General features: G+C 71.9%; 18 protein-coding genes. 5 read left to right on the forward strand and 13 right to left on the reverse strand.

From position 1 onward, the window contains the following. The first annotated feature begins 181 nt into the window (after window positions 1–181). Window positions 182–3655, forward strand: a complete 3474-nt coding sequence (locus ACSMXO_RS29660) for a phosphatidylinositol-specific phospholipase C domain-containing protein (RefSeq protein ID WP_455414714.1) — start codon at window positions 182–184, stop codon at window positions 3653–3655. Window positions 3656–4006: 351 nt separating this feature from the next. On the opposite strand, the gene ACSMXO_RS29665 is transcribed toward ACSMXO_RS29660, so the two are convergent. From ACSMXO_RS29665 to ACSMXO_RS29685, 5 genes are all read right to left on the reverse strand, one after another. After that, window positions 4007–5707, reverse strand: a complete 1701-nt coding sequence (locus ACSMXO_RS29665) for an ABC-F family ATP-binding cassette domain-containing protein (protein WP_455414715.1) — start codon at window positions 5705–5707, stop codon at window positions 4007–4009. 509 nt (window positions 5708–6216) lie between these two features. After that, window positions 6217–6588, reverse strand: a complete 372-nt coding sequence (locus tag ACSMXO_RS29670; protein ID WP_455414716.1) for a hypothetical protein — start codon at window positions 6586–6588, stop codon at window positions 6217–6219. 848 nt (window positions 6589–7436) lie between these two features. Then, window positions 7437–8171, reverse strand: a complete 735-nt coding sequence (locus tag ACSMXO_RS29675) for a class I SAM-dependent methyltransferase (protein WP_455414717.1) — start codon at window positions 8169–8171, stop codon at window positions 7437–7439. A gap of 381 nt (window positions 8172–8552) precedes the next feature. Beyond that, window positions 8553–8945, reverse strand: coding sequence for a VOC family protein (locus tag ACSMXO_RS29680; RefSeq protein WP_346259659.1), 393 nt, complete (start codon window positions 8943–8945; stop codon window positions 8553–8555). 35 nt (window positions 8946–8980) lie between these two features. Beyond that, window positions 8981–9763: a MerR family transcriptional regulator gene (locus ACSMXO_RS29685; protein ID WP_346259660.1), complete on the reverse strand. Its 783-nt coding sequence runs from the start codon at window positions 9761–9763 to the stop codon at window positions 8981–8983. Between the two features lie 229 nt (window positions 9764–9992). Between ACSMXO_RS29685 and ACSMXO_RS29690 the strand changes: the two genes are divergently transcribed. Continuing rightward, window positions 9993–11606, forward strand: a complete 1614-nt coding sequence (locus ACSMXO_RS29690; RefSeq protein WP_455414718.1) for a helix-turn-helix domain-containing protein — start codon at window positions 9993–9995, stop codon at window positions 11604–11606. Between the two features lie 226 nt (window positions 11607–11832). Here the strand turns inward: ACSMXO_RS29690 and hisG are convergent, their stop codons facing one another. From hisG to ACSMXO_RS29710, 4 genes are all read right to left on the reverse strand, one after another. Beyond that, window positions 11833–12678, reverse strand: a complete 846-nt coding sequence (gene hisG / locus ACSMXO_RS29695; RefSeq protein ID WP_346259662.1) for an ATP phosphoribosyltransferase — start codon at window positions 12676–12678, stop codon at window positions 11833–11835. Between the two features lie 79 nt (window positions 12679–12757). Further along, complete coding sequence (locus ACSMXO_RS29700) at window positions 12758–13021, reverse strand: phosphoribosyl-ATP diphosphatase (RefSeq protein WP_208811799.1); 264 nt, start codon at window positions 13019–13021, stop codon at window positions 12758–12760. A gap of 81 nt (window positions 13022–13102) precedes the next feature. Continuing rightward, window positions 13103–14335: a GerMN domain-containing protein gene (locus tag ACSMXO_RS29705; protein ID WP_455414719.1), complete on the reverse strand. Its 1233-nt coding sequence runs from the start codon at window positions 14333–14335 to the stop codon at window positions 13103–13105. Next, window positions 14332–14853, reverse strand: coding sequence for a SigE family RNA polymerase sigma factor (locus ACSMXO_RS29710; RefSeq protein WP_455414720.1), 522 nt, complete (start codon window positions 14851–14853; stop codon window positions 14332–14334). The genes ACSMXO_RS29705 and ACSMXO_RS29710 overlap by 4 nt, the downstream gene beginning before the upstream one ends. 210 nt (window positions 14854–15063) lie before the next feature. Between ACSMXO_RS29710 and ACSMXO_RS29715 the strand changes: the two genes are divergently transcribed. From ACSMXO_RS29715 to ACSMXO_RS29725, 3 genes are read left to right on the forward strand one after another with little or no spacing between them, the layout of a single operon-like run. Beyond that, window positions 15064–15921, forward strand: coding sequence for an ABC transporter substrate-binding protein (locus ACSMXO_RS29715; protein WP_455414721.1), 858 nt, complete (start codon window positions 15064–15066; stop codon window positions 15919–15921). Beyond that, window positions 15918–16763 (forward strand): amino acid ABC transporter permease, encoded by an 846-nt coding sequence (locus ACSMXO_RS29720; protein WP_455414722.1) that lies wholly within the window; start codon window positions 15918–15920, stop codon window positions 16761–16763. The genes ACSMXO_RS29715 and ACSMXO_RS29720 overlap by 4 nt, the downstream gene beginning before the upstream one ends. After that, window positions 16760–17518 (forward strand): amino acid ABC transporter ATP-binding protein, encoded by a 759-nt coding sequence (locus ACSMXO_RS29725; protein WP_455414723.1) that lies wholly within the window; start codon window positions 16760–16762, stop codon window positions 17516–17518. The genes ACSMXO_RS29720 and ACSMXO_RS29725 overlap by 4 nt, the downstream gene beginning before the upstream one ends. A gap of 393 nt (window positions 17519–17911) precedes the next feature. On the opposite strand, the gene ribH is transcribed toward ACSMXO_RS29725, so the two are convergent. Genes ribH through ribD form a run of 4 tightly spaced genes read right to left on the reverse strand, consistent with a single transcriptional unit; the run spans window position 17912 to window position 21355 of the window. Further along, window positions 17912–18391: a 6,7-dimethyl-8-ribityllumazine synthase gene (gene ribH / locus ACSMXO_RS29730; protein ID WP_346259667.1), complete on the reverse strand. Its 480-nt coding sequence runs from the start codon at window positions 18389–18391 to the stop codon at window positions 17912–17914. Between the two features lie 2 nt (window positions 18392–18393). Further along, window positions 18394–19665 carry a bifunctional 3,4-dihydroxy-2-butanone-4-phosphate synthase/GTP cyclohydrolase II gene (locus tag ACSMXO_RS29735; RefSeq protein WP_455414724.1) on the reverse strand — a complete coding sequence of 424 codons (1272 nt, stop codon included), beginning with the start codon at window positions 19663–19665 and terminating at the stop codon, window positions 18394–18396. Then, window positions 19662–20291, reverse strand: a complete 630-nt coding sequence (locus ACSMXO_RS29740; protein WP_455414725.1) for a riboflavin synthase — start codon at window positions 20289–20291, stop codon at window positions 19662–19664. Before ACSMXO_RS29740 ends, ACSMXO_RS29735 begins: the two co-directional genes overlap by 4 nt. A gap of 2 nt (window positions 20292–20293) precedes the next feature. Continuing rightward, window positions 20294–21355 carry a bifunctional diaminohydroxyphosphoribosylaminopyrimidine deaminase/5-amino-6-(5-phosphoribosylamino)uracil reductase RibD gene (gene ribD, locus ACSMXO_RS29745; protein ID WP_346259670.1) on the reverse strand — a complete coding sequence of 354 codons (1062 nt, stop codon included), beginning with the start codon at window positions 21353–21355 and terminating at the stop codon, window positions 20294–20296. Window positions 21356–21372: the final 17 nt, after the last annotated feature.

The raw sequence follows: 21372 nt of genomic DNA on the forward strand, positions 1-21372 counted from the left end.
CTCGGCGCCTCTACCCACCGACACTTCAGGTGCGACCGCTCAACACAACGCTGGGCGCGCTCGATAGCGTCGGAGGCCCACCATGCAGACACCCTCCCGAACCGGTCCACCTCACCGGACCCGGCGGCGGAGACTGTCGGTCCCGTTCCTCGTCCTGACTCTCGTCGCGACCGCGGCGGTCGTGTTGGCACCGACCGCTCCGGCGTACGCCAACGAGTACTACAACGACATCCGGTCCGCGTCGGAGGCCAACCGGAACTGGATGTCCCGGGTACCGGACGATGCCAGCCTGGCCGATCTGTCGATTCCCGGCACCCACGACACCCTCGCGCTGTGCGGCCACTCGGCGAGCGGAAACGGCGACGACTGCGAGTTCATCTCGACCGAGATCACCCAGACGCAGGAGCGCCACGGGTACAGCGCGGAGACCCTGACCGTCCAACTGGAGGCCGGTATCCGGTCGATCGACATCCGGGTCCGGGTGGACAAGGGTGACGCCGGTCTGACCTTCACCGTCCACCACGGCGTCTACTACCAGCACGCCAACTTCACTGACGTACTGACGAAGATCGAGACTTTTCTCGACGCCAACCCGGACGAGACCATTCTGTTGAACCTGAAGGCGGAGTGCGAGGGCTCGGGCACGACGACCTGCTACGACGCGGAGGGGTACGACAGCACCGAATGGCGGAGGAAGGTCTTCGACTCATACCTCACCGGGCACTACTACACCGGCGAGGAGGAGGAAACGAGGCAGGGCAAGTCCTGGGCGGACCTGTTCTGGGCGGATTCCGTCGACGGTAGGCAGCAGGCGGCGACGCCGACCCTCGGCGCCGTACGCGGGAAGATCGTCCTGCTCGGCTTCGTCGGCCCGCGCGGCGGGATCTACGACGGCTACGGGATCGGCCAGCTCTACCCGGCCGGCGGGTCCTCGGAGAACTACATCCAGAACGACTGGGATGTCCCGACGATCAGCGCGATCAACGAGAAGTGGGAGAAGGTCCGGGCTCATCTCCGGAAGACCAACGGGGTGTGGGACGCCAACCGGGGCGAGCAGGCCCATCACGACCACGAGCCCGACGCCCTCTACATGAACCTCACCAGCGGCTCGGGCAGCGCGGCGCGGCCCTACACCGTGGCCGGCGGCACCCCGACGGCGACCGGGGTCAACGAGTTCCTCCTCCAGTGCCTGCGCGGCGCCGACGGCCGCTGCCCGGAGTTCTATCCCGGTCGTGGCGACAACTTCGGTGGCCGGTCAACCATGGACCGGACCGGGATCGTGGTGATGGACTTCCCCGGCGGCGGCCTGATCGACGAGATCATCAGCAGGAATCCGACCGGCTCGTCGGTGTACCCCAACCTGGGTGCTGGCGCCCCGATGGAGGCGCACCTCGGCGGGGACGACGGCGGCAGCCGGCCGGCGGTGCCAGGTGACCACGCGCAGTGCCGCCCGGACGGGATGATCCCGACCGCCGGCACCAACGCCCCGTACTGCGACGTCTATCAGGGCGACGGGCGGGAGTGGCTGGGCCAGGACCGCGACCGGCGGGTGATCGGCTACTTCAACGGCACCCGTACCGGTGCGGACGGTAAACCGCGTTATCTGGTGAACAACATCCCCTGGTCCAAGTTGACACACATCAACTACGCCTTCGCCTGGATCGACGGAAACCGGATCTCGGTCGGTGCGGACGGTCCGGGCAACCCGGCCACCGGGATGACCTGGGACGGGCCCGGCACCGAGATGGACGAGAGCCTGCCGTACCGGGGCCACTTCAACCTGCTGAGCACCTACAAGGACCTGCATCCCCGGGTGAAGACGCTGATCTCGGTGGGTGGCTGGGCGGAGAGCCGCGGCTTCTACCCGATGACCACCAACGCCGACGGCACCACCAACCAGGCCGGGATCAACACCTTCGCCGACTCGGTGGTCGAATTCCTCCGCCGGTACGACTTCGACGGCGTCGACATCGACTTCGAGTACCCGACCGTGCTGGACGACACCGGTAACCCGAACGACTGGGCGACCGCACAGCCGCGCCGCAAGGGGCTGCCGGCGGCGTACACCGCGCTGATGAAGACGCTGCGGGAGCGGCTCGACCGGGCCGCCGCGGCGGACGGCCGGTACTACCTGCTGACCTCCGCCTCCTCCGCCTCCGGCTACCTCGTCCGAGGCATGGAGAACCACAAGGCGCTGCGCTACCAGGACTACACCAACCTGATGGCGTACGACTACCACGGCTCCTGGAACGACGTGGTCGGCCCGAACGCCGCCCTCTACGACGACGGCAAGGACCCGGAGCTGACCGAGCTCTACCAGACACCGGAGTACCAGAAGATCGGCTACTTCAACACCGACTGGGCGTTCCACTACCTGCGCGGCGCGATGCAGGCCGGACGGATCAACATCGGCATCCCGTACTACACCCGGGGCTGGCGCGACGTCACCGGCGGCGAGAACGGCATGTGGGGGACGTCGGTCGGTGCGGACTGCCAACCCGGGACCGGCCTGGTCCGACCCTGTGGCGACGGCGCGGTCGGGGTCGACAACATCTGGCACGACGTCTCCGCCGACGGCGCGGAGGTCGGCGCGGGCGTCAACCCGATGTGGCACGCCAAGAACCTGGAGCGTGACGTCACGCCCCGGTACACCAACGCGGTCGGCCTGAGCCCGGAGACCGACCCCGACGACCGGCGTACCGGCACCTACGACCGGCACTGGGACGAGGTGACCCGCACCGCCTGGCTGTGGAACTCGCAGAAGAGGACCTTCCTCTCCATCCAGGACATGCAGAGCCTCGACCAGATCATCGACTACGTCGACCGCAGCGGCGCGGGCGGCGTGATGATGTGGGAACTCTCCGGCGACTACGACTGCCCGGACGAGGCTGACACCAGCGCCAGAAACCCGTGCGTGATGGGCCACACCCTGACCCGCCGGCTGCACGAGCGGCTCCAGGGCCTCGACTCGTACGACAACAGCCGCAGCACCGGCAGCACCGCACAGCGCCCCGGCTCGGCGATCGACGTCACCGTCGACCTCGTGCGGTACCCCACCGAGACGGCGCAACTCTGGCCGTTGACGCCGACGGTCCGGATCACCAACAACACCGGGGTGACGATCGGTGGCGGCAAGGAGAACGTCATCTCGTTCGACCTGCCGACCTCCACCCCGGCGCTGATCAAGGACGGCGACTGGCAGACCGGCGAGCAGGGCGGCCGGTGGAAGGTCCAGGCGGGGCACACCGGACCGAACGCCGGAACCGGACTCGCCGGCGACTTCCATCGAGTAACCCTGAACCTGGACTACTGCCAGATCATCCCGGCCGGCAAGAGCCTCGACATCCCGATCATCTACTACATCCCGGCCACCGGACCGGTGAACACCACGGTGAAGCTCGGCAGTACGACGTACGCGCCGGTCACCGAGCACAACCGGGGGGCCGCGAAGGTGAACCCGCCGGCCGGCGGCTGCTCGGCACCGGCCTGGGACGCCGCCAAGGTGTACGACCCGGCGACGCAGTCTGTGGAGAACGTCACCGTGAAGTACAACGGCAACATCTGGCGGGCCAAGTGGTGGACCCAGGGCAACGCCCCGGGCACCGGAGCCGACCCCGACCACGAACCCTGGAAACTCATCGGTCCCGCCAGCTAGATCCGGACCGTCGACAGGATCGCCCGCCCGGGCCAGGCCCGGGCGGGCGATCCTCCCCCTCGCTGCCCCCTCGACGGTCTCGCTGCCTCCTCCGCCTCCTCGCTCACGCGGCCCGGGCCGGTTCAGCGTGCCGCGGCCGTCCCCGCGCCCCGGACCACGAGCTGCGTCGTGGCGGCGGGCCGGGAGACTCCCGTTCGCGTCGTGCGGCGGTGCCGGGCTTCCACCCCGCTCCGGTACGACCGAAGTCTGCGCCGCCGCGCAGCGGCGAGACATCTGTCAGATGACGACGTTCTCGGGTCGCCCGGTGCGGGCCAGCGGTCGGGGCCAGGGTTTCCCGGCCGTGCTGGGTCATCAGGACAATTCCGTGGTGTCGGCGGTGAGCGGCAACGTTGGCCAGGCCGCGAGGTCGTGCAGCATCTGGCGATCGTGGGTGGCGACGACGACGGCTGCCGGGGTCTCCCGCAGGGCGCCGGTCAGCTCGTCTACCAGCAGCGCCGACAGGTGGTTGGTGGGTTCGTCGAGGATCAACAGGTCGGGTCGCTCGGCGAGCCGCAGCGCGAGGTTCAGCCGGCGTTGCTGGCCCTGGGACATCCGCCCGACGGGTGTGCGCAGGGCTTCCCGGTCGAGCAGGTTGGTCGCGGTCAGCGCCAGATGGCCCCTCGCGCCGAGGTGTCCCCGGGACTGGAGCTGGCCCACGTGCTGGTCGTACAACTGGTGGGCGAGCACGGTCGGCGGCCAGGCCGGCACCTCCTGCCCGAGGTACGCCACCCGAGCCCCCGAGAGGTGGCGGACCTGGCCGGTCGACGGTTCGAGAGCCTTGGCCAGTACCGCGAGCAGTGTCGACTTGCCCGCCCCGTTCGGGCCGGTCACCAGCAGCCGGTCCCCGCCGTCGAGGGTGAGCGTGACGCTGCGGTGCAGCCGTCCGGCCACGGTGACGTCGTGGCAGCGCAGCAAGGGCGAACCGGGGCGGGTGGCGAGGTCGGGCCAGCGCAGCCGCAGTGGCGGCTCGGGCACGGTGAGCTGGTGGGCGTCCAGCTCCTCCTGCCGGCGCCGGAACGCCTGGACGACACCCGGGGCGCGGGACTGGCGCTGGTGTTTGCCGTGCCCCTTCTCCGGGCGCCAGCCGGTGCTGAGTCGCTGCTGCGCCTCGTTCACCGCCTCGGCCAGTCGCTGGTGTTCGGCCTGTTGGGCCTCGTAGTCCCGCTCCCACCGTTCGCGCTCGCGCCGGCGCCCCTCCTGCCAGCCGGCGTAGCCGCCGGCGAAGAGGCGCGGTCGCCCGTCCTGGCTCGGGTCGAGGTCCAGGAACTCCACGGCCACGTCCCGAAGCAGGGCACGGTCGTGCGTCACCACCACGACCCCGCCGGGATGCTGGCGGAGCCGTGCGGTGAGGAAGGTCAGGCTGTCGGCGTCGAGGTGGTTGGTCGGCTCGTCCAGCAGCAGCAGGTCGTAGCGCGCCCCGAGCAGGCAGGCCAGGCGTACCCGGTAACGCTGCCCGACCGACAGTGTGGCCAGCGGGCGTTCCCGGTCGGTGCAGGCGTCGAGCCCGGCCAACGCCACGTCTACCCGGCGCTCCGCGTCCCAGGCGTCGAGCCGCGTCGCGGCGTCGAGGGCGGCGGCGTACGCGGCGTCGGCGCCCGCCCTGCCCTCGGCGAGCGCCGTCGCCGCGTCGTCGAGCGCCCGCAGGGCACGATGGGATTCCCGCATCGCCCCCAGGACGAGGCTGCCCACCGTCTCCCCGCCGCGCGCCTCCAGCGACTGCCGGGCGACGCCGATCGTGCCGATCCGTTCCACCGTGCCCTGGTCGGGCGCGAGCATGCCGGCCAGTACGTGCAGCAAGGTCGTCTTGCCCCGGCCGTTCTCGCCGACGACGGCAAGGCGGGAGCGGGCCGAGACGGTCACGCTCACGTCGGAGAGGACGACGCGGCCCCCCAGCACGACCCGTACGCCGTCGGCTCGGACGTGCGCGCGGTCACCGGCCGGCAGCCGGCCGCCCCAGGCGAAATCGGACAGGGTGGTCGATTCCGGGGATGAGTTCAGGTCAAGATTGTTCACTGTCTGCTCTTCGGCTCGTCGTGGAGCCGGGCAGCACGAAGACGCCGCCCGGCAGGAACACCAGGACGGCGGAACAGAGCTAGCTCAGAGAAGCCGGGTCAACCCTGCCGCCGTCAGCGGCGGGACCAGGGCTTCATCGCAGCGATGCCTGAATGCATGCCGACAACCATAGCCGACTCGTCGTGCGAGGCGTCGAGGATGGTGATCGGGAATATTCGGGTGCTGGTCAGCGGAGCTTCCGCTCGTAGCAGACCGACAGGGTCGAGCCCACGTAGGGGCCGAACAGCGGAATCTCGCGGTAGCCCTCACGGTGGTAGAAGCGCTGCGCATCCGGCTGGGCGGTCCCGGTCTCCAAGCGGAGTGTCGTCCAGCCGCAAGGTTGTACATCTCGCCACCGGTGCCGGCGTCGACATACCGACCGAGGTATTCCCGGATCGCCGTGACGTCGTCCCGAGCCCGCAGAATCTGCCGGGCGTACCCGTTGAGTCCTTCGCTGTCGACGCTAAGGGTCACGGCTCGATCACCGTTCTTACCAGGATCATGCCGGTCAGGCCCAGCCCGCCGAATACAAGAGCGGCAACGAGCAGGCGTCGGGTGAGCGAATGCTGTTCACTGCCCACAAGATAGGTGGAGATGCCGAAGGCGCCGCCGACGACGCTCAACGACATCGGAATCAGGGTCGCGGGTGTGGCGTCACCCGCAAGGATTAGGAACCCCGAGACGGCGGCGAAAAAGATCGGCACGTTTGCGAGGGCAGTGCGGAGCAGGCGGAACGAGCTCACCCGCAGTGCGGCGACCTCCGCCTGATATTTCTGGGGCGGGTCCTGCTCCGGCTTGGAGGCTCGTCGTAGTGCGCTAAGCCATGGTTGCCCTCGGCTCATGGCAGGCACGATAGCAACGCCGAGCGTTACCAGCCGTCCTGTGGGCTTCGTCCCGACGCCAGCCGGACGAGGAAACCGCTCCGCGGGGACGACACATCAGGTACCCGGGCCGCCGGAAGCCGGAGCCCCGCCACCGAACTGAATTCCACCATGGACGTCCCGCGAGGGATGCTCTCGTCCTCGGTCGGGCAGCGGCGGTAGGAAGACACCTCGCGCGAGCCGAACCGGCCTGCCACACCGTCGGGCTCCGGCAGTCGGAAGCCTCACCGGGTCGGCGGACGGGGCTGCCGGTCGGAAGAGTCAGGTTGTGCCGACCGGTACGCCGACCCGGTGCGGAGGGGGCGTCCTTCCCTCCGCACCGGGTTTCGCCGGCGCCAACTCGCGGCGCTGGTGGGCCGCCGCCGTTGACTGGCAGCGCGGGTGGCACCTGCTCCCGGGGCCGGATCCGGCGCCGTGGAAGCCGGATCCGGTTCGACGGCCCGGCAACGAGCCAGCCGGTTGTTGCTGATGTCCCACCACCCACAGGTGGCCGTCGGGTCGACGGTGGGCGTGCCGCCAACCGAGACAGGTTGCCGAAAACTTCCGGTAATCAGCTCCGTCGATAAGCTGTACCACTATTAATGCCCATCGAAGGCGCTCGACACAAGACCTGTACGAGCCACATATCAACCCACCGTTGACTCCCGGAAGATGGCCGGAACTTCCGGCGAGGCGGCCCTGCCCGGACCCGAATCCCATCCTCGACTCCCGGCAGCCGCCGCACCGCCGCGCCGTCGAGCAGGGACCCGTCACCACCGAAGGCCGGTAGGCACCGGACGGGGGTAACGACGAGTCCCCGGTCGGCTGCGCTAACCGCGCCGATAGACGGAGACGTGACTCGTACTCTCGGCGTCGAACGGCCGGCGGTGCCAGTCGGCGTACCGGTCGGCGAGCCGGAGACCGGCCTGTGCCGCCATCTGGTCGATCTGCTCGGGCCAGGCGTACCGCATGCCGAACGGCTTGAGATGCACGCCCGCACTGTCGAACCTGATGGTCTGTCGGACGAACGTCTGCGCGGCCCGGTCGAACCGGTGCAGCCGGATGGTCGCCGAGTCCTCCGTCACGTCCCACACCTGGACCTGCTGCCCGGTGCGCTCCATGTCGACCGGATCGGGGACGTACGTCTCGATCACGAACGCGCCGCCCGGTGCCAGCACCCGCGCGACGTTGCGGAAGCACTCCTCCTGCCGCCCGGCACGGACCAGGTTGAACAGTGTGTTGTAGACCAGGTACACCAGGGTGAACGGTCCGCTGACCGGCACGTCCGCCATGTCACCGATGGCGACCGGCAACTGCTCGCCACCGGGTTTGGCACGTAGCCGCGCCACCATTTCCTCGGATGCCTCGACGCCCTCGACGGCGAGGCCGCGGGCGGCCAGCGGAAGTGCGACCCGGCCGGTGCCGATCGCGAGTTCCAGCACCGGACCGCCGTCGGCGAGACCTTCGAGGAAGTCCACCGCCGGGGCCGGATCGGGGTTGGAGCCGTTGTCGTAGCCGGCGGCCCAGAGCCGGCCGAAGAGTCCGGGATCGTCGAGGAGGGACATCACTCGCCCTCCTCGCGCCCGGCCGGCCGAGCGGCCGGCGGGAATCCGGTCGGGCGCGTCCTACCGGCGCCCGCCGCTGTGCTGGTCGTGGAGACCGACGTACTCATGAAGCCTCATATCCTTCGGGTAGACGACGCCTGCTCGCTGACTGGACATGGGCGCTCGTGGCATGGCCGTCTCCTCTCTCGGTCGGCTTCCGGTCGGCTCTGGCCGCCGGGCAGGGTCAGGACAACAGACGCCCGGTCACCCCGGCAACCGCTTTACCGCTGCCGCACCCGCTCTCACTCTCACTCTCGATCTCCGGATTGTGGCTGCGCCCGGCCCCGGAGGTTTCTTACCGAGCGGTTACGGCCGGCACCGCCGCCCGCCGCAGGGTTCGGCTCAGGCCGGGCCGAGCAGGTCCCAACGGTTGCCGGCGACGTCCCGGAACACCGCCACCCGGCCGTACGGCTCGGCCCTCGGCAGGCTCACGAACTCGACGCCGGCGGCGACCATCCGGTCGTACGCGGCGTCGAAGTCGTCGACCCGGAGGAAGAACCCGACCCGGCCGGCCACCTGGTCGCCGACCACGGCACCCTGCCGCTCGCCGTCGGCGCGGGCGAGCAGGATGCCGGTCTCGGCACCGGGTGGCCGGACCACGACCCACCGTTTCGGGCGACCGTCATTGGTCAGCGACGGCGAGTCCTCGACCAGCTCGAAGCCGAGCACTCCGGTGAAGAACTCGATCGCCGGGTCGTACTCCGCCACCACGATGGTCACCAGGTCGATCCGCATCCCGGCAGCCTAGGCCGTCGGTCCGGCGACGGAGCCTAGGCGTCCAGGCCGGCGCGGACCCGGTCGAGGTAGTCGACGAGGGCGCGCATCTGGTCGGCCGGCCACGGGAGGCTCCGGCCGAGTTCCCCGCTGTTCTCGTCCCACATCCGCCGGGCCGCCGTTCTGGTCCGCTCCCCGGCGGCCCCGGCCGGGTGGAACCGGTCCGCCAGGGCGTCCCAGCGGCCGGCCAGGGCCCGTACCGCCGGATCGTCGGTCGGGGTGCCGTGCTGGACGTGCCGGAGCAGCTCCACCACGAGTTCCGCCCATTCGGCCCGGGCCGCCTCGACTCCGGCCGGGCCGAGCGCCGCCCGCCGCTGCGCCAGGTGCTCCCGCTCTTCGCCACTGAACGAGGTTTCGAACACAGAGATCATCTCCAGGGTCGTCAGAAACTGGTCCGGATCGGGCATCGACGCGCCGTCGATCTGGTCGAGCAGGCCGTGCAGCCGCTCGATGAGCTGGTCGAGCCGGACGGCCTGGGCCGCCAGCCCGCGCAGTTGGGCCGTCAGCAGGTCCCGCATCGCCGCCAGGTCGCCCGCCGACCCGGCGAGTACGCCCGCGATCTCCTCCAGGGACAGCCCGAGCCCGCGCAGCGCCCGCACCCGGTACAGCCGGCGCAGGTCACCCTCGGTGTACCGGCGATGCCCGGAGCTGGTGCGCTCGCCCGCCCGCAACAGGCCGATCTCGTCGTAGTGGTGCAGGGTACGCACCGTGGTCCCGGTGGCCCGTGCCAACTCACCGATGCTCCACCGACGTCCGGTGTCGTCGTCTCTCCCGGTCACGCCGGGAACGCTACGACCTCCCGTTACGTCAGGAGCAAGTGCGCAACAGGAACCGGTCAGGGGCACCGGGACCAGGTCCGCAGGTGGGGCGCAGAGCGGAGTCGCGCTCCGGAAACAGCCCGGTACGCTGGCTCCGCCCACCCGCTCGGCAGGAGCGTCGCGGCCGGGAACGACGGATCCGCACCGGAGGTCGCCGAGCCGGGAGGACGTACCGAGGAGTCAGCACCCGATGAGCCGGGAACCAGAGGACGTGGCCACGCCCAGCCGTGATGGCGACCTGCTGAGGCTCGCCCGTCTCTCGGTAGGGCCGGACGCGGTACGCGACATCCTGGACTGGCTCGGGCGGCGTACCGGCGGCGCGGCCCTGCTGGTCGGGGCCGACGGGAAGGTACTCGCCGGGCCCACCGACCGGCTCGGACCCGGCACCCTGCTGTCGCGGGCGGTCGGCGCCGCCATCGCGGACCTGTCCCGGCGCGGGTCGAGCGCCGCAGTGGTCGACACCGGCGGACCGACCCGGGTCCACCTGCTGCGGCTGGACGGCGGCGCCCCGGACAGGTCCGCCGCGTCGCTGGTTGCCCGGGCCGAGGAACAGGTCGGCTACCTCGCGGTCGTCGCCGCCCCGGAGCGGCAGCTCGGCGAACTGCTCGCCGACGCCGCGCGGACACTCTCGCTGTGCTGGCGGGTCGAGGAGGCGGACCGGGCCCGCCGGCGGATCGTCGCCGCCGACGCGCACGGCCGGGAGGCGGTACTGCACCTGTTGATGGTCGGCGACGTGCCGCCCGCCCGGCGGATCGCCTCGGCGCTGCGGCCGCACCTGCCCGACGCGCTGCGGGTCTGTGTGATCGAGTGTGTCGGCCGGCAACGGTACGAGGTCGCCGCCGAGATCGACCGGTCGCTGGCCGGCCGGGCCTGGATCGTGCCCTGCCCGGTCCGCTCGAACCATCTCATCGCACTCGTACCGGCCGAGCCGTCCACCGGCGACGCCCCGGCGCCGGGCCGGGAGGCCGCCCGGCGGGGCGCGGGTCGGACCGATCCGGTGGACCGGCTCGGGCGGCTGATCACCGCCCGGGCCCGGCAGTGCCGGGTCGGGATGAGCGAACCGGTCGCGCTGGCGGACACGGCCACCGGCTACGAGCACGCCTTCCACGCGCTGGCGGTGGCCCGGGCCGCGACCGGGGGGTACGCGCGCTTCGACCGGCAGCACGACCTCGTGCCGCTCACCGGCCCGGACGGGTACCTCTGGGCCCAGCGGCTGCTGCAACCCTGCCTCGACCACGTCCCGGCCCGCCGGGCCGACCCGGGTGCGGTGGAGTTGCTCGGCACACTCAGCTCGTGGTTGGCCTTCGACACCGCGGCCAGCCGGCATCTGAAGATCCACCGCAACACCCTGACCGGTCGGCTACGGCTGCTCAACGCGCTACTCGGAATGGATCTCCTCCGGGTCCCCGACCGCTCCGCTGCCTGGCTGGCGCTGCGGGTGCGCGCCGCGCCCCGGCCGGACGATCCGCGGGCCGGTGCGGTGCCGGCCGAAACGGTACCGGCCGACCGGGAGGTCACCCTGGACCACCTGCTCGCCGCCCCGGCCGTGACGGCGTGGGCCCGGGCCCGGCTCCGGCCGTTGCGCGCGACCGACCGGTCGACCGGGCTCGAGACGGTACGGGCCTGGCTGGCCGCCGACACCAACCTCTCGGCCACCTCGGCCGGGCTCGGCATCTCCGTGTCGGCCACCCGCAAGCGGCTCGCCCGGGCCGAACAGGCGCTCGGGCGCTCGCTGCTGCACGCCCCGGACGCCCGGCACGAACTCTGGCTCGCCCTGCGCGCGGTCGAGCTGGCGGACGGCTGACCGCCGGGCCGGCGGTCACTGTGCACGGCGGGACCGGTCGCGGGGTCGCTGTGCAGATCGCTCCCTCGCGACCGGCGTCCGGGACGCCGTACGGTGTCAGTGCCGATGCGGGGGATGGCCACCGTCCGGCGACCCTTCGGGTGGTGCCACGAGGGCGAAGGGCAGCCGGACGGTGGCCTTGGCCACGAGAGGTACGGACGCGCCAGGGCGGTGGCCGGGCGGCGGACTACAGCCGGCAGGCGTGGATGTCGGTGACCAGGATCGCCCGGGCGCCGACGTCGTACAGCTCGTCCATGATCTGGTGTACGTCCTGGCGCAGCACCATCGCCTGCACCGCCACCCAGCCCTCCCGGTGCAACGGCGAGATGGTCGGGGACTCGATTCCCGGGGTGAGTGCGCTGGCCTTCTCCAGCAGGTCGGCCCGGACGTCGTAGGCGAGCATCACGTACCGGCGGGCGACCAGCACCCCCTGGAGGCGCCGGACGAGCTGGTCCACCTGCCCGTTGGCCGGGGCACCGGTCCGGCGTACCAGGACGGCCGACGAGCGCAGGATCGGCTCACCGATGATCACCAGGCCGGCCTGCCGCAGCGTGGCACCAGTTTCCACGACGTCCGCGACCACGTCGGCCACGCCGAGGCGTACGGCGTTCTCGACCGCGCCGTCGAGCCGGATCACCGTCGCGTCCAGCCGGTGGTCGGTCAGGTAGCCCTCGACCACCCCGGGATAGGCGGTGGCGATGCGCCGGCCGGCGATCTGGTCGACCGTCGAGACGGTCTCCGGCCGGGCGGCGAACCGGAACGTCGCCGCGCCGAAACCGAGGTCGAGCATCTCCTCGGCCGGGCTGGCCGAGTCGACCAGCAGGTCCCGTCCGGTGACGCCGAGGTCGAGGTCGCCGGAGCCGACGTAGGTGGCGATGTCCTTGGGCCGGAGGTAGAAGAATTCGACGTCGTTGGCGTCGTCCCGGCAGATCAGGTCGCGGTCGTCACCGCGCTGGCGGTAGCCCGCCTCGCGCAGCATCTGGGCGGCCGGTCCGGACAGGGTGCCTTTGTTGGGAATGGCGATGCGCAGCATCGGGAGTGCTCCTCGCGGTCAGGGATCGGAATCGGGCTGACGGACGCGTCCGGTGCGGTCGACGGGACGCGGCGGGGCACTACAGATGTCGGTAGACGTCCTTGAGGTCCAGACCGGTGGCGAGCATCAGCACCTGCGCCTGGTAGAGCAACTGGGAGATCTCCTCGGCGGCCCGTTCCGGACCCTCGTGTTCGGCGGCCATCCACGCCTCGGCCGCCTCCTCGACGACCTTCTTGCCGATCGCGTGCACGCCGCGCTCCAGCGCGGCCACCGTCGCCGAGCCGGGGGTGCCGGCCGCGGCCTTGGCCTGCAACTCGGCGAACAGCTCCTCGAACGTCTTCACGGCATCCGATTCTCGCAGCCGGCCGGCACCGGCCCGGTCGCCGGGTCGGCCGGCGGCCCACCAGGTGGACCGCCGGCCGGTTCAGCGCACCGTCACGGTGTGGTCGTCGAGGAACCGCTCGGACCCGTCCTCCAGCGAGATCGCGTACGTGGTCAGCGTGTACCGGCCCGGCGGCAGCGTGACGCGGAACGTCGCCTCCCCCTGGGCCGGCCCGGCGACCGAGAGCGTGACCACCTGCTCCCGCACGGTACGCGTACCGCGCTGGATCCGGAGCTGGGCGGTCGCCTCCGGCAGGATCCCGGCGACGTGCACCTGGAAGCTCCGGCTGACCGCGTCGCCGTGCTGCGGCGAGATCAGCCAGACCGGGGCGAGCACCTCCAGCGCCGGGGCCCGACGCAGCACCCCGGAGGTGTCGACCCGGCCCCAGAGCCGGTCGACCGCTGCACCGTCGAGCCGCAGCCGCAGCCCGGAGACCCCGGGCACCGCAGTGACGGTCCAGACCAGTTGCTGCACGGCCAGCCGTGTGGTGACCTCGTCGACGCCGTCTCGGGAGGCCCCGGCGAGGTCGACGGTGGCGATGCCGTCGTCGACGCTCACCTCCCGCAGGTCGGTCCCCTCCGGCCACGGGTTGCGGTAGTCCGGGTCCATCCCGACCGGCCCGTCCAGCAGGTTCCGCAGCGCGGCGGTGATCCGGTCCCGGGCCGAGCCGTCGTGCAGCCACAGCCGGTGGAACTCGCGGTAGAGCCGGGGTCGGGCCCGGTCACCGCCGAGGTAGTAGACCGGCAGGTCGGCGGTGCTCTCGGTGGCGCCGGGTGCCGGCGTACCCGGGCCGGTGCCGGCCGAGGGGGCGACCGCGCCGTCCGGCGGAGTCGGACCGGTGCGGACGTCGTCCGGCGACACTGTCAGTGTCGCCGGCCGGTCCGCGCCGGGCGGCGGCTCGGCCCGGTCGGACGGTGCCGGCACGACCGTGCCGGCCAGCCCGACCAGCACCGCCGCGACGCTCAGCGTGGCGACCGTCACCGCACCGGCCGCCAGCGGCGACCAGCCGCCCCACCAGCCCCGGGCGACCCGGGGCAGCGACCAACCCGGTCCGCGCCACCAGCGCCGCGCGCCGCCCCGGTCGCCGGCCCCGATCCGCCGCTGGATCTCGGGCAGCGCGCCCGGTCCCGGCTCGATCCGGTCGGCCTCGGTCGCGAGTACCCGGCGCAGCAGGTCCTCGTCCGCCGGTGCCTGCTCCCCCGGCCCCGACGTCGCCCCCGGTCCCGACGTCCACGCCGGCTCGGAATGCGCACCGGGTCGCCGCTGCTCGTTCATCGCTCCGCCCCCATGCTCTGCTTCAGCGCGGCCAGCCCCCGGAAGGTGTGGCTCTTCACCGCGCCCCGGCTGACACCCATCAGTTCGGCGGTCTCGGCCTCCGAGAGGTCGAGGTAGTAGCGCAGCACCAGCGCCTCCCGCTGCCGGGTCGGCAGGGTACGCAGCGCTGCCATCACCGCGTCGTGCTGGAGCAGGTCGAGTGCGCCGGCCTCGGCGCTCGGCGCGTCCGCCACCGACCCGGCTCCGGCCAGGTACGCGGTCACCACCCGGCGGTGTCGCAGCGCCGACCGGCACCGGTTCAGCACGCTGGTCCGCAGGTAGCCGAGGGCGCGGTCGGCGTCCCGCAGCCGGGACCAGTGCCCGTGCAGCGCGACGTAACCGTCCTGCACGATCTCCTCTGCCGCACCCTGGTCGTGCAGGAGCAGCGTGGCGAGTCGTACCAGCGGGCGGTAGTGGGCGGCGAAGAGGCTGGTGATCGCCTCGTCCGCCGACCACTGTGGTGGTCCCGATCGTGTCATGGTCCTCCCGCCGGGCGGGTCGGAGACCAGTTGGGTCGTCACGGCAGGATGACGCGCGACCCCCCGTTCCGGTTTACCCGCCGCGCCGGGTCGACACCACTCGACAGGCCGATCTCGACAGGCCGATCACCCACCCGACCGGCTGATATCCCGATCGGATCGAGAGAGATATCTATGGGTACCCGTCGACGTGTGCCTATGCTGTCGGCCATGGCTCGCCGATCTCTGCCGGTCGCGCTCACGACCGCCACCCTTGTTCTCGCGGCCCTCGTCGGCTGCGCGCCCCAGAACCAACCCGCGCCCGTTGCACCGCAGGCCACCTGTACCAAGGCCGAGCTGAAGACCCGTACGCCGGGCAAGCTGACCATCGCCACCGACGACCCCGCGTACGCACCCTGGTTTGCCGACAACCTGCCGGCCAACGGCAAGGGCTTCGAGTCCGCGGTCGCCTACGAGGTCGCCGAGCAGCTCGGCTTCGCCCGGGTCGACGTGCAGTGGGTACGGGTCAAGTTCGACACCGCGATCGCGCCGGGGCCGAAGGAGTTCGACTTCGACATCAACCAGTTCTCGATCACCGACGAGCGCAAGCAGGCGGTGGACTTCACCTCGCCGTACTACCTGGTCCGGCAGGCGGTCGTCGCCGGCAAGGGTTCCAAGATCACCGGTAGGTCGCGGCTGGCCGACCTCCAGGGTGCCAAGCTCGGCGCCCAGGTGGGCAGCACCAGCTACCAGGCGATCACCGATGTGATCAAGCCGACGGTCAAGCCGCAGGTCTACAACACCAACGACGACGCGAAGAAGGCCCTGCAGAACGGCCAGCTCGACGGCATCGTGGTGGACCTGCCCACCGCCTTCTACATCACCTCGACCGAGGTGAAGGATGCCACCATCGTCGGGCAGTTACCGCAGGTCGGGCTGCCGGAGGCCTTCGGCCTGCTGCTCGACAAGGGCTCGCCGCTGACCGGCTGCGTGAGCGGCGCGGTCGACGCGCTCCGCGCCAACGGCACGCTCGGCAACCTGGAGAAGACCTGGCTCTCCGAGGTGGCCGGCGTCACCGACATCACGTGACCCTGCTCGACCACCACCCCTCACCGATCGCGCGCCAGCGGACCGCCTACCGGAAACGGCAGACGGTCCGCTCGGTGCTGGTCGCCGCCGCGTCGACCGGCGTACTCGGCACCCTGCTGGTGCTCGCGGTAACCGGGTCGCCCGGCTGGGAGCGGGTACGACAGTCCTTCCTCGACCCGCGCATCGGCCGGGAGGCACTGCCGGAGATCCTCACCGGACTCTGGCTCAACGTCCGGCTGCTGTTCTTCTGCGCGCTGGGGGCGCTCGCCCTCGGCCTGGTGGTGGCGGTGCTGCGTACCCTGCGCGGCCCGGTCTTCTTCCCGGTCCGGGCGCTGGCCGCCGGCTACACCTACACGTTCCGCGGGCTGCCGCTGATCATCGTGATCTACGTGCTCACCCTCGGCGTGCCCGGGCTGCGGTTGCAGGGCATGCCGCCGGTGCTGGTGCTCGGCGGGATCGCCCTGGTCCTCACCTACGGCGGCTACCTGGCCGAGGTGTTCCGGGCCGGCATCGAGTCGATCCATCCGAGCCAGCTCGCCGCCGCCCGGTCGCTCGGACTCAGCTACCGGCAGACGATGCGGCACGTGGTGCTGCCCCAGGCGGTCCGCCGGGTCGCCCCGCCGCTGCTCAACGACGTGGTCGCGCTCCAGAAGGACGTCGGGCTGGTCTCGCTGGCCGGGCCGATCGACGCGGTACGGGCCGCCCAGATCGCCACCGCCGAGAGCTTCAACTACACGCCGTACATTGTCGCGGGGGTGCTCTTCGTGCTGCTCGCCATTCCACTCATCGCGGTCACCGACTGGGTGACCCTGCGCGCCGCCCGCCGGCAGGCCGCCCGATGAACACACCCGTGTTGCGCTGCCGGGGGCTGCGCAAGGTCTTCGGCGGGCACGTCGTACTCGACGCCCTCGACCTGGACGTGACCGAGCACGAGGTGGTGGCGCTGATCGGCGCCTCCGGATCCGGCAAGTCCACGCTGCTGCGCTGCGTGAACCTGCTGGAGGAGATCGACGACGGCACCATCCACCTGGACGGCGAGCACATCACCGACCCGCGCACCGACCCCGACCTGGTACGCCGGCGGATCGGCATCGTCTTCCAGGCGTACAACCTCTTCCCGCACCTGCGGGTGCTGGACAACATCACGCTGGCCCCGGTCCGGGTGCACCGGCGGGACCGGGGCGAGGCCGAGGCGCAGGCCCGGGAGCTGCTCGCCCGGGTCGGGCTGGCCGAGAAGGCCGCCGACTATCCCGACCGGCTCTCCGGCGGCCAGCAGCAGCGGGTGGCGATCGTCCGGGCGCTGGTCAACTCGCCCCGGCTGTTGCTGCTCGACGAGGTGACCTCGGCGCTGGACCCGGAACTCGTCGGCGAGGTGCTGACGATGATCCGGGGTCTGAAGGCGGACGGCATGACCATGGTGCTGGCCACCCACGAGATGGGCTTCGCCCGCGAGGTCGCCGACCGGGTCTGCTTCCTGGACGGCGGCCGGGTGATCGAGGAGGGGCCGCCGGAGCAGGTGCTCGGCGAGCCGAGCCAGCCCCGTACCCGGCAGTTCCTCCGCCGGATCATCGAGGCGGGCCGCCTCCAGGTCGGCTGACGACGGATCGGCCCGACGCCCGACGTGCTCCGTCCGAAGACTGTCGAGCTGCCCCGCTTGCGCGCCCACCCTCAACCGCAGCCGGCGACGAACCACCCAGGTAGCAGACTGTCGAGCTGCCCCGCTCATGCACCCGCGACGGCAGGCCGGCGGGTAGGGCTGGCCGCCGCCAGTGCGGCAGGCCGGCGCCGTACTACGAGCCGGAACCGCGGCCGGGGGTGGTGCCCCGTCTGTGCACCCAGCTCGACAGTCTCGCAATCGGGGACCTGTCCCTGGCCGTGCACGCCACCGTCCAGCGCAAGCCAGGCCAACCGGTCGCCGGTGGGCACTGGCCCTGCGACCCGCCCGATCATCGGCCAAGCGGGCGACGACGCCCCGGATCGCCCCCGCGGGCTACGGGCGGGCGGCGATATCCCGGACAGCCACGGCGGCCTCCAGGGCCGCCGTGGTGGCCGCCCAGCCCTTGTCCTCGGCCGAGTCGGGCAGCCCGGCCCGGTCCCGGGCCTGCTCCAGGTTGTTCACCGTCAGCACGCCGTGCGCGACCGGCTTCCCGCTGTCCAGCGCGACCCGGGTCAGCCCCTCGGTCACCGACTGGCACACGTAGTCGAAGTGTGCGGTGGCACCCCGGATCACCACGCCGAGCGCCACCACCGCGTCGTAGCGCCGGGCCAGCGCCTGGGCCACCACCGGCAGCTCCACCGAGCCGGCCACCCGGACCACGACCACGTCGTCCACCCCGCACGCCTTCGCCGCGGTCACCGCCCGGTCGACCATGTGGTCGGTGAGTTCGCCGTGCCAGCGCGCGGCCACCACCCCCACGGTCAGCCCGGAGGCGTCCACCGTCGACAATTCCGGCTCTCCGAACCCCGCCATCGTCACGCCAACCTTTCCGTCATCTCCGCGAGTTCCGTCAGCTCCCCGGCGTCGGCCGGGGTCTCCAACTCGTCCAGCAGGTGCCCCATCCGGTCCCGCTTGGTACGCAGGTAACGCACGTTCTCCGGGGTGGCCCGGACCGGCATCGCCTCCCGGCCCACCACGGTCAGCCCGTACCCCTCCAGCCCGGCCCGCTTGGCCGGGTTGTTGGTCAGCAGCCGCATCGAGCGGACCCCGAGGTCGTAGAGGATCTGCGCGCCGGTGCCGTAGTCCCGGGCATCGGCCGGCAGCCCGAGATCCAGGTTGGCATCGACGGTGTCCCGGCCGAGGTCCTGCAACTGGTACGCCTGCAGCTTGTGCAGCAGCCCGATGCCGCGCCCCTCGTGCCCGCGCATGTAGAGCACCACGCCCCGCCCCTCGGCCGCGACCCGGGCCAGCGCGGCGTCGAGCTGGGGGCCGCAGTCGCAGCGCAGCGAGCCGAAGACGTCCCCGGTCAGGCACTCCGAGTGCACCCGTACCAGCACGTCCTGGCCGTCGCCGAGGTCGCCGTAGACCAGCGCGATGTGCTCGGCGCCGTCCTGCCGGGCCCGGTAGCCGACCGCCCGGAACGGCCCGTACGGCAGCGGCAGCCGGGTCTCGACGACCTGCTCGACATCCGTCTCGGTACGCCGCCGGTATGCGATCAGGTCCGCGATGGTGATCAGCGTGATGCCGTGCTCGGCGGCGAACTTCTCCAGGTCGGGCAGGCGCATCATGGTGCCGTCGTCGTTGACCAGCTCGCAGAGCACCCCGGCGGGGCGGAGCCCGGCGAGCCGGGCCAGGTCGACGGCCGCCTCGGTGTGCCCGGGACGGCGCAGTACGCCGCCGGCCTTGGCCCGCAGCGGCACCACGTGCCCCGGCCGGCTCAGGTCGGTGGCGTCGGTCGACGGGTCGGCGAGCAGCCGGATGGTGTGCGCCCGGTCGGCGGCGGAGATGCCGGTGCTGACCCCCTCCCGCGCGTCCACCGTCACCGTGTACGCGGTGCCCCGCTTGTCCTGGTTGGTGTGGTACATCGGCGGCAGTTCGAGGCGGTCGCAGTCCTCCTCGGTCAGCGGCGCGCAGATGTACCCGGAGGTGTAGCGGACCATGAACGCGACCAGTTCCGGGGTGGCCCGGTCGGCGGCGAAGATCAGGTCGCCCTCGTTCTCCCGGTCCTCGTCGTCGACCACGACGACCGGGCGGCCGGCCGCGATCTCCGCCAGCGCTGCCTCGATGGTGCCGAATTCGGTGGTCATGCCACGGCCTCCAGTCCGTCGACCGGCAGTCGCCCACCGGTCGTCAGCAGTCGTTCGACGTACTTGGCGAGGACGTCAACCTCGAGGTTGACCGGCTCGCCGACACCCTTGCGGCCCAGCGTGGTGGCGGCCAGCGTGGTCGGGATCAGCCCGACCGAGAAGGTCTGCGCGGTCAGCGCGGCGACGGTCAGCGACACCCCGTCGACGGTGATCGAGCCCTTCTCCACCACGTACCGGGCGAGGTCGGCGGGGAGGCCGAAGGTGACCGTCTCCCACTGCTCGGCCGGCGCCCGCCCGACGATCTCGGCGACCCCGTCCACGTGCCCCTGCACCAGGTGCCCGCCGAGCCGGCTGCCGAGGGTGGCGGCCCGCTCCAGGTTGACCGGGTCACCCGGGCGCAGCGCCCCCAGCGAGGTACGCCGGAACGTCTCGCCCATCACGTCGGCGGTGAACGTGTCGCCGTCGACCTCCACCACGGTCAGGCAGACCCCGTTGACCGAGATCGAGTCGCCGTGCCGGGCGTCCGAGGTGACGACCGGGCCGCGGATCGCGACCAGGGCGGAGTCGCCTCCGGTGTCGTCCCGCCGGACCAGTTCGCCCAACTCCTCCACGATGCCGGTGAACATCCTCAGCCCTCCGTCTTCCTGGGAAACGCGGTGACCCGCAGATCGGGGCCGACCGGTGTGATGTCGGTGAACTCCAGGTCGATGACCTCGGAGATGGTCTGTGGGCCGGCGTCGGCCAGTGCCGCCGGGCCGGCCCCGAGCAGCTTCGGCGCCAGGTAGCCGACCACCTTGTCGACCAGGCCGGCGGCGAGGAACGCGCCGGCCAGGGTCGGGCCGCCCTCCAGCAGTGCCGCCCGGACGCCGCGCCGGTAGAGCTCCGCGAGCAGCCGGGTCAACTCCACCCGGCCGTCCGGGCCGGTACCGACCTCCTTGGCGGTCGCCACCCAGGTGGGCGCGGCGCCGTCCCGGACCCGGGCGTCGAGGGGGGTACGGCCGGCGCTGTCCACCACCACCCGCAGCGGCTGCCGGATGGCCAGGGTGCCGTCGCGCAGGTTCCGCGCGGTCAGTCTCGGGTCGTCGGCGATGACGGTGCCGACCCCGGCGATCACCGCGTCGACCGTGCCGCGCAGCGCGTGCACGTCGATCCGGGCCGCCTCGGACGTGATCCACATGCTGGTGCCGTCGGCCGCCGCGATCCGGCCGTCCAGGGTCGCCGCGTACTTCCAGATCAGGTACGGCCGGCCCCGGCGTACCGCGGTCAGCCAGGCCAGGTTGCCGGCCTCCGCCTCGGCGGCGCGTGTCCCGACCTCGACCTCGACCCCGGCCTCCCGCAGCCGCTCGATGCCGCCGGCCGCGATCGGGTTCGGATCGGGTACGCCGATCACTACCCGGCGGACCCCGGCCGAGATCAGCGCCCCGCTGCACGGCCCGGTACGCCCGGTGTGGTCGCAGGGTTCCAGGGTCACCACGGCGGTGCCGCCGCGGGCCCGCTCACCGGCCTGGGCCAGCGCGACGATCTCGGCGTGCGGCCCACCGGCGTACGCGTGGAAACCCTCGCCGACGATCTCGCCGTGCGGGTCGAGCAACACGCAGCCGACCAGGGGATTGGGACTCGTCGTGCCCAGGCCGCGGGCCGCCAGCGCGATAGCCCGGCGCATCGCCTCGTCGGCGGAGACGCCCCCCATGCCGTTTCCCTCTTCCT

The sequence above is a fragment of the Plantactinospora sp. DSM 117369 genome (genome assembly GCF_053764795.1).

Coding starts and splice junctions, on each gene's coding strand:
- ACSMXO_RS29670 (WP_455414716.1), bottom strand. CDS start 6,588: ATGAGCCGAGGGCAACCATGGCTTAGCGCACTACGACGAGCCTCCAAG.
- ACSMXO_RS29675 (WP_455414717.1), bottom strand. CDS start 8,171: ATGTCCCTCCTCGACGATCCCGGACTCTTCGGCCGGCTCTGGGCCGCC.
- ACSMXO_RS29680 (WP_346259659.1), bottom strand. CDS start 8,945: ATGCGGATCGACCTGGTGACCATCGTGGTGGCGGAGTACGACCCGGCG.
- ACSMXO_RS29690 (WP_455414718.1), top strand. CDS start 9,993: ATGAGCCGGGAACCAGAGGACGTGGCCACGCCCAGCCGTGATGGCGAC.
- hisG (WP_346259662.1), bottom strand. CDS start 12,678: ATGCTGCGCATCGCCATTCCCAACAAAGGCACCCTGTCCGGACCGGCC.
- ACSMXO_RS29705 (WP_455414719.1), bottom strand. CDS start 14,335: ATGAACGAGCAGCGGCGACCCGGTGCGCATTCCGAGCCGGCGTGGACG.
- ACSMXO_RS29710 (WP_455414720.1), bottom strand. CDS start 14,853: ATGACACGATCGGGACCACCACAGTGGTCGGCGGACGAGGCGATCACC.
- ACSMXO_RS29715 (WP_455414721.1), top strand. CDS start 15,064: ATGGCTCGCCGATCTCTGCCGGTCGCGCTCACGACCGCCACCCTTGTT.
- ACSMXO_RS29725 (WP_455414723.1), top strand. CDS start 16,760: ATGAACACACCCGTGTTGCGCTGCCGGGGGCTGCGCAAGGTCTTCGGC.
- ribH (WP_346259667.1), bottom strand. CDS start 18,391: ATGGCGGGGTTCGGAGAGCCGGAATTGTCGACGGTGGACGCCTCCGGG.
- ACSMXO_RS29735 (WP_455414724.1), bottom strand. CDS start 19,665: ATGACCACCGAATTCGGCACCATCGAGGCAGCGCTGGCGGAGATCGCG.
- ACSMXO_RS29740 (WP_455414725.1), bottom strand. CDS start 20,291: ATGTTCACCGGCATCGTGGAGGAGTTGGGCGAACTGGTCCGGCGGGAC.
- ribD (WP_346259670.1), bottom strand. CDS start 21,355: ATGGGGGGCGTCTCCGCCGACGAGGCGATGCGCCGGGCTATCGCGCTG.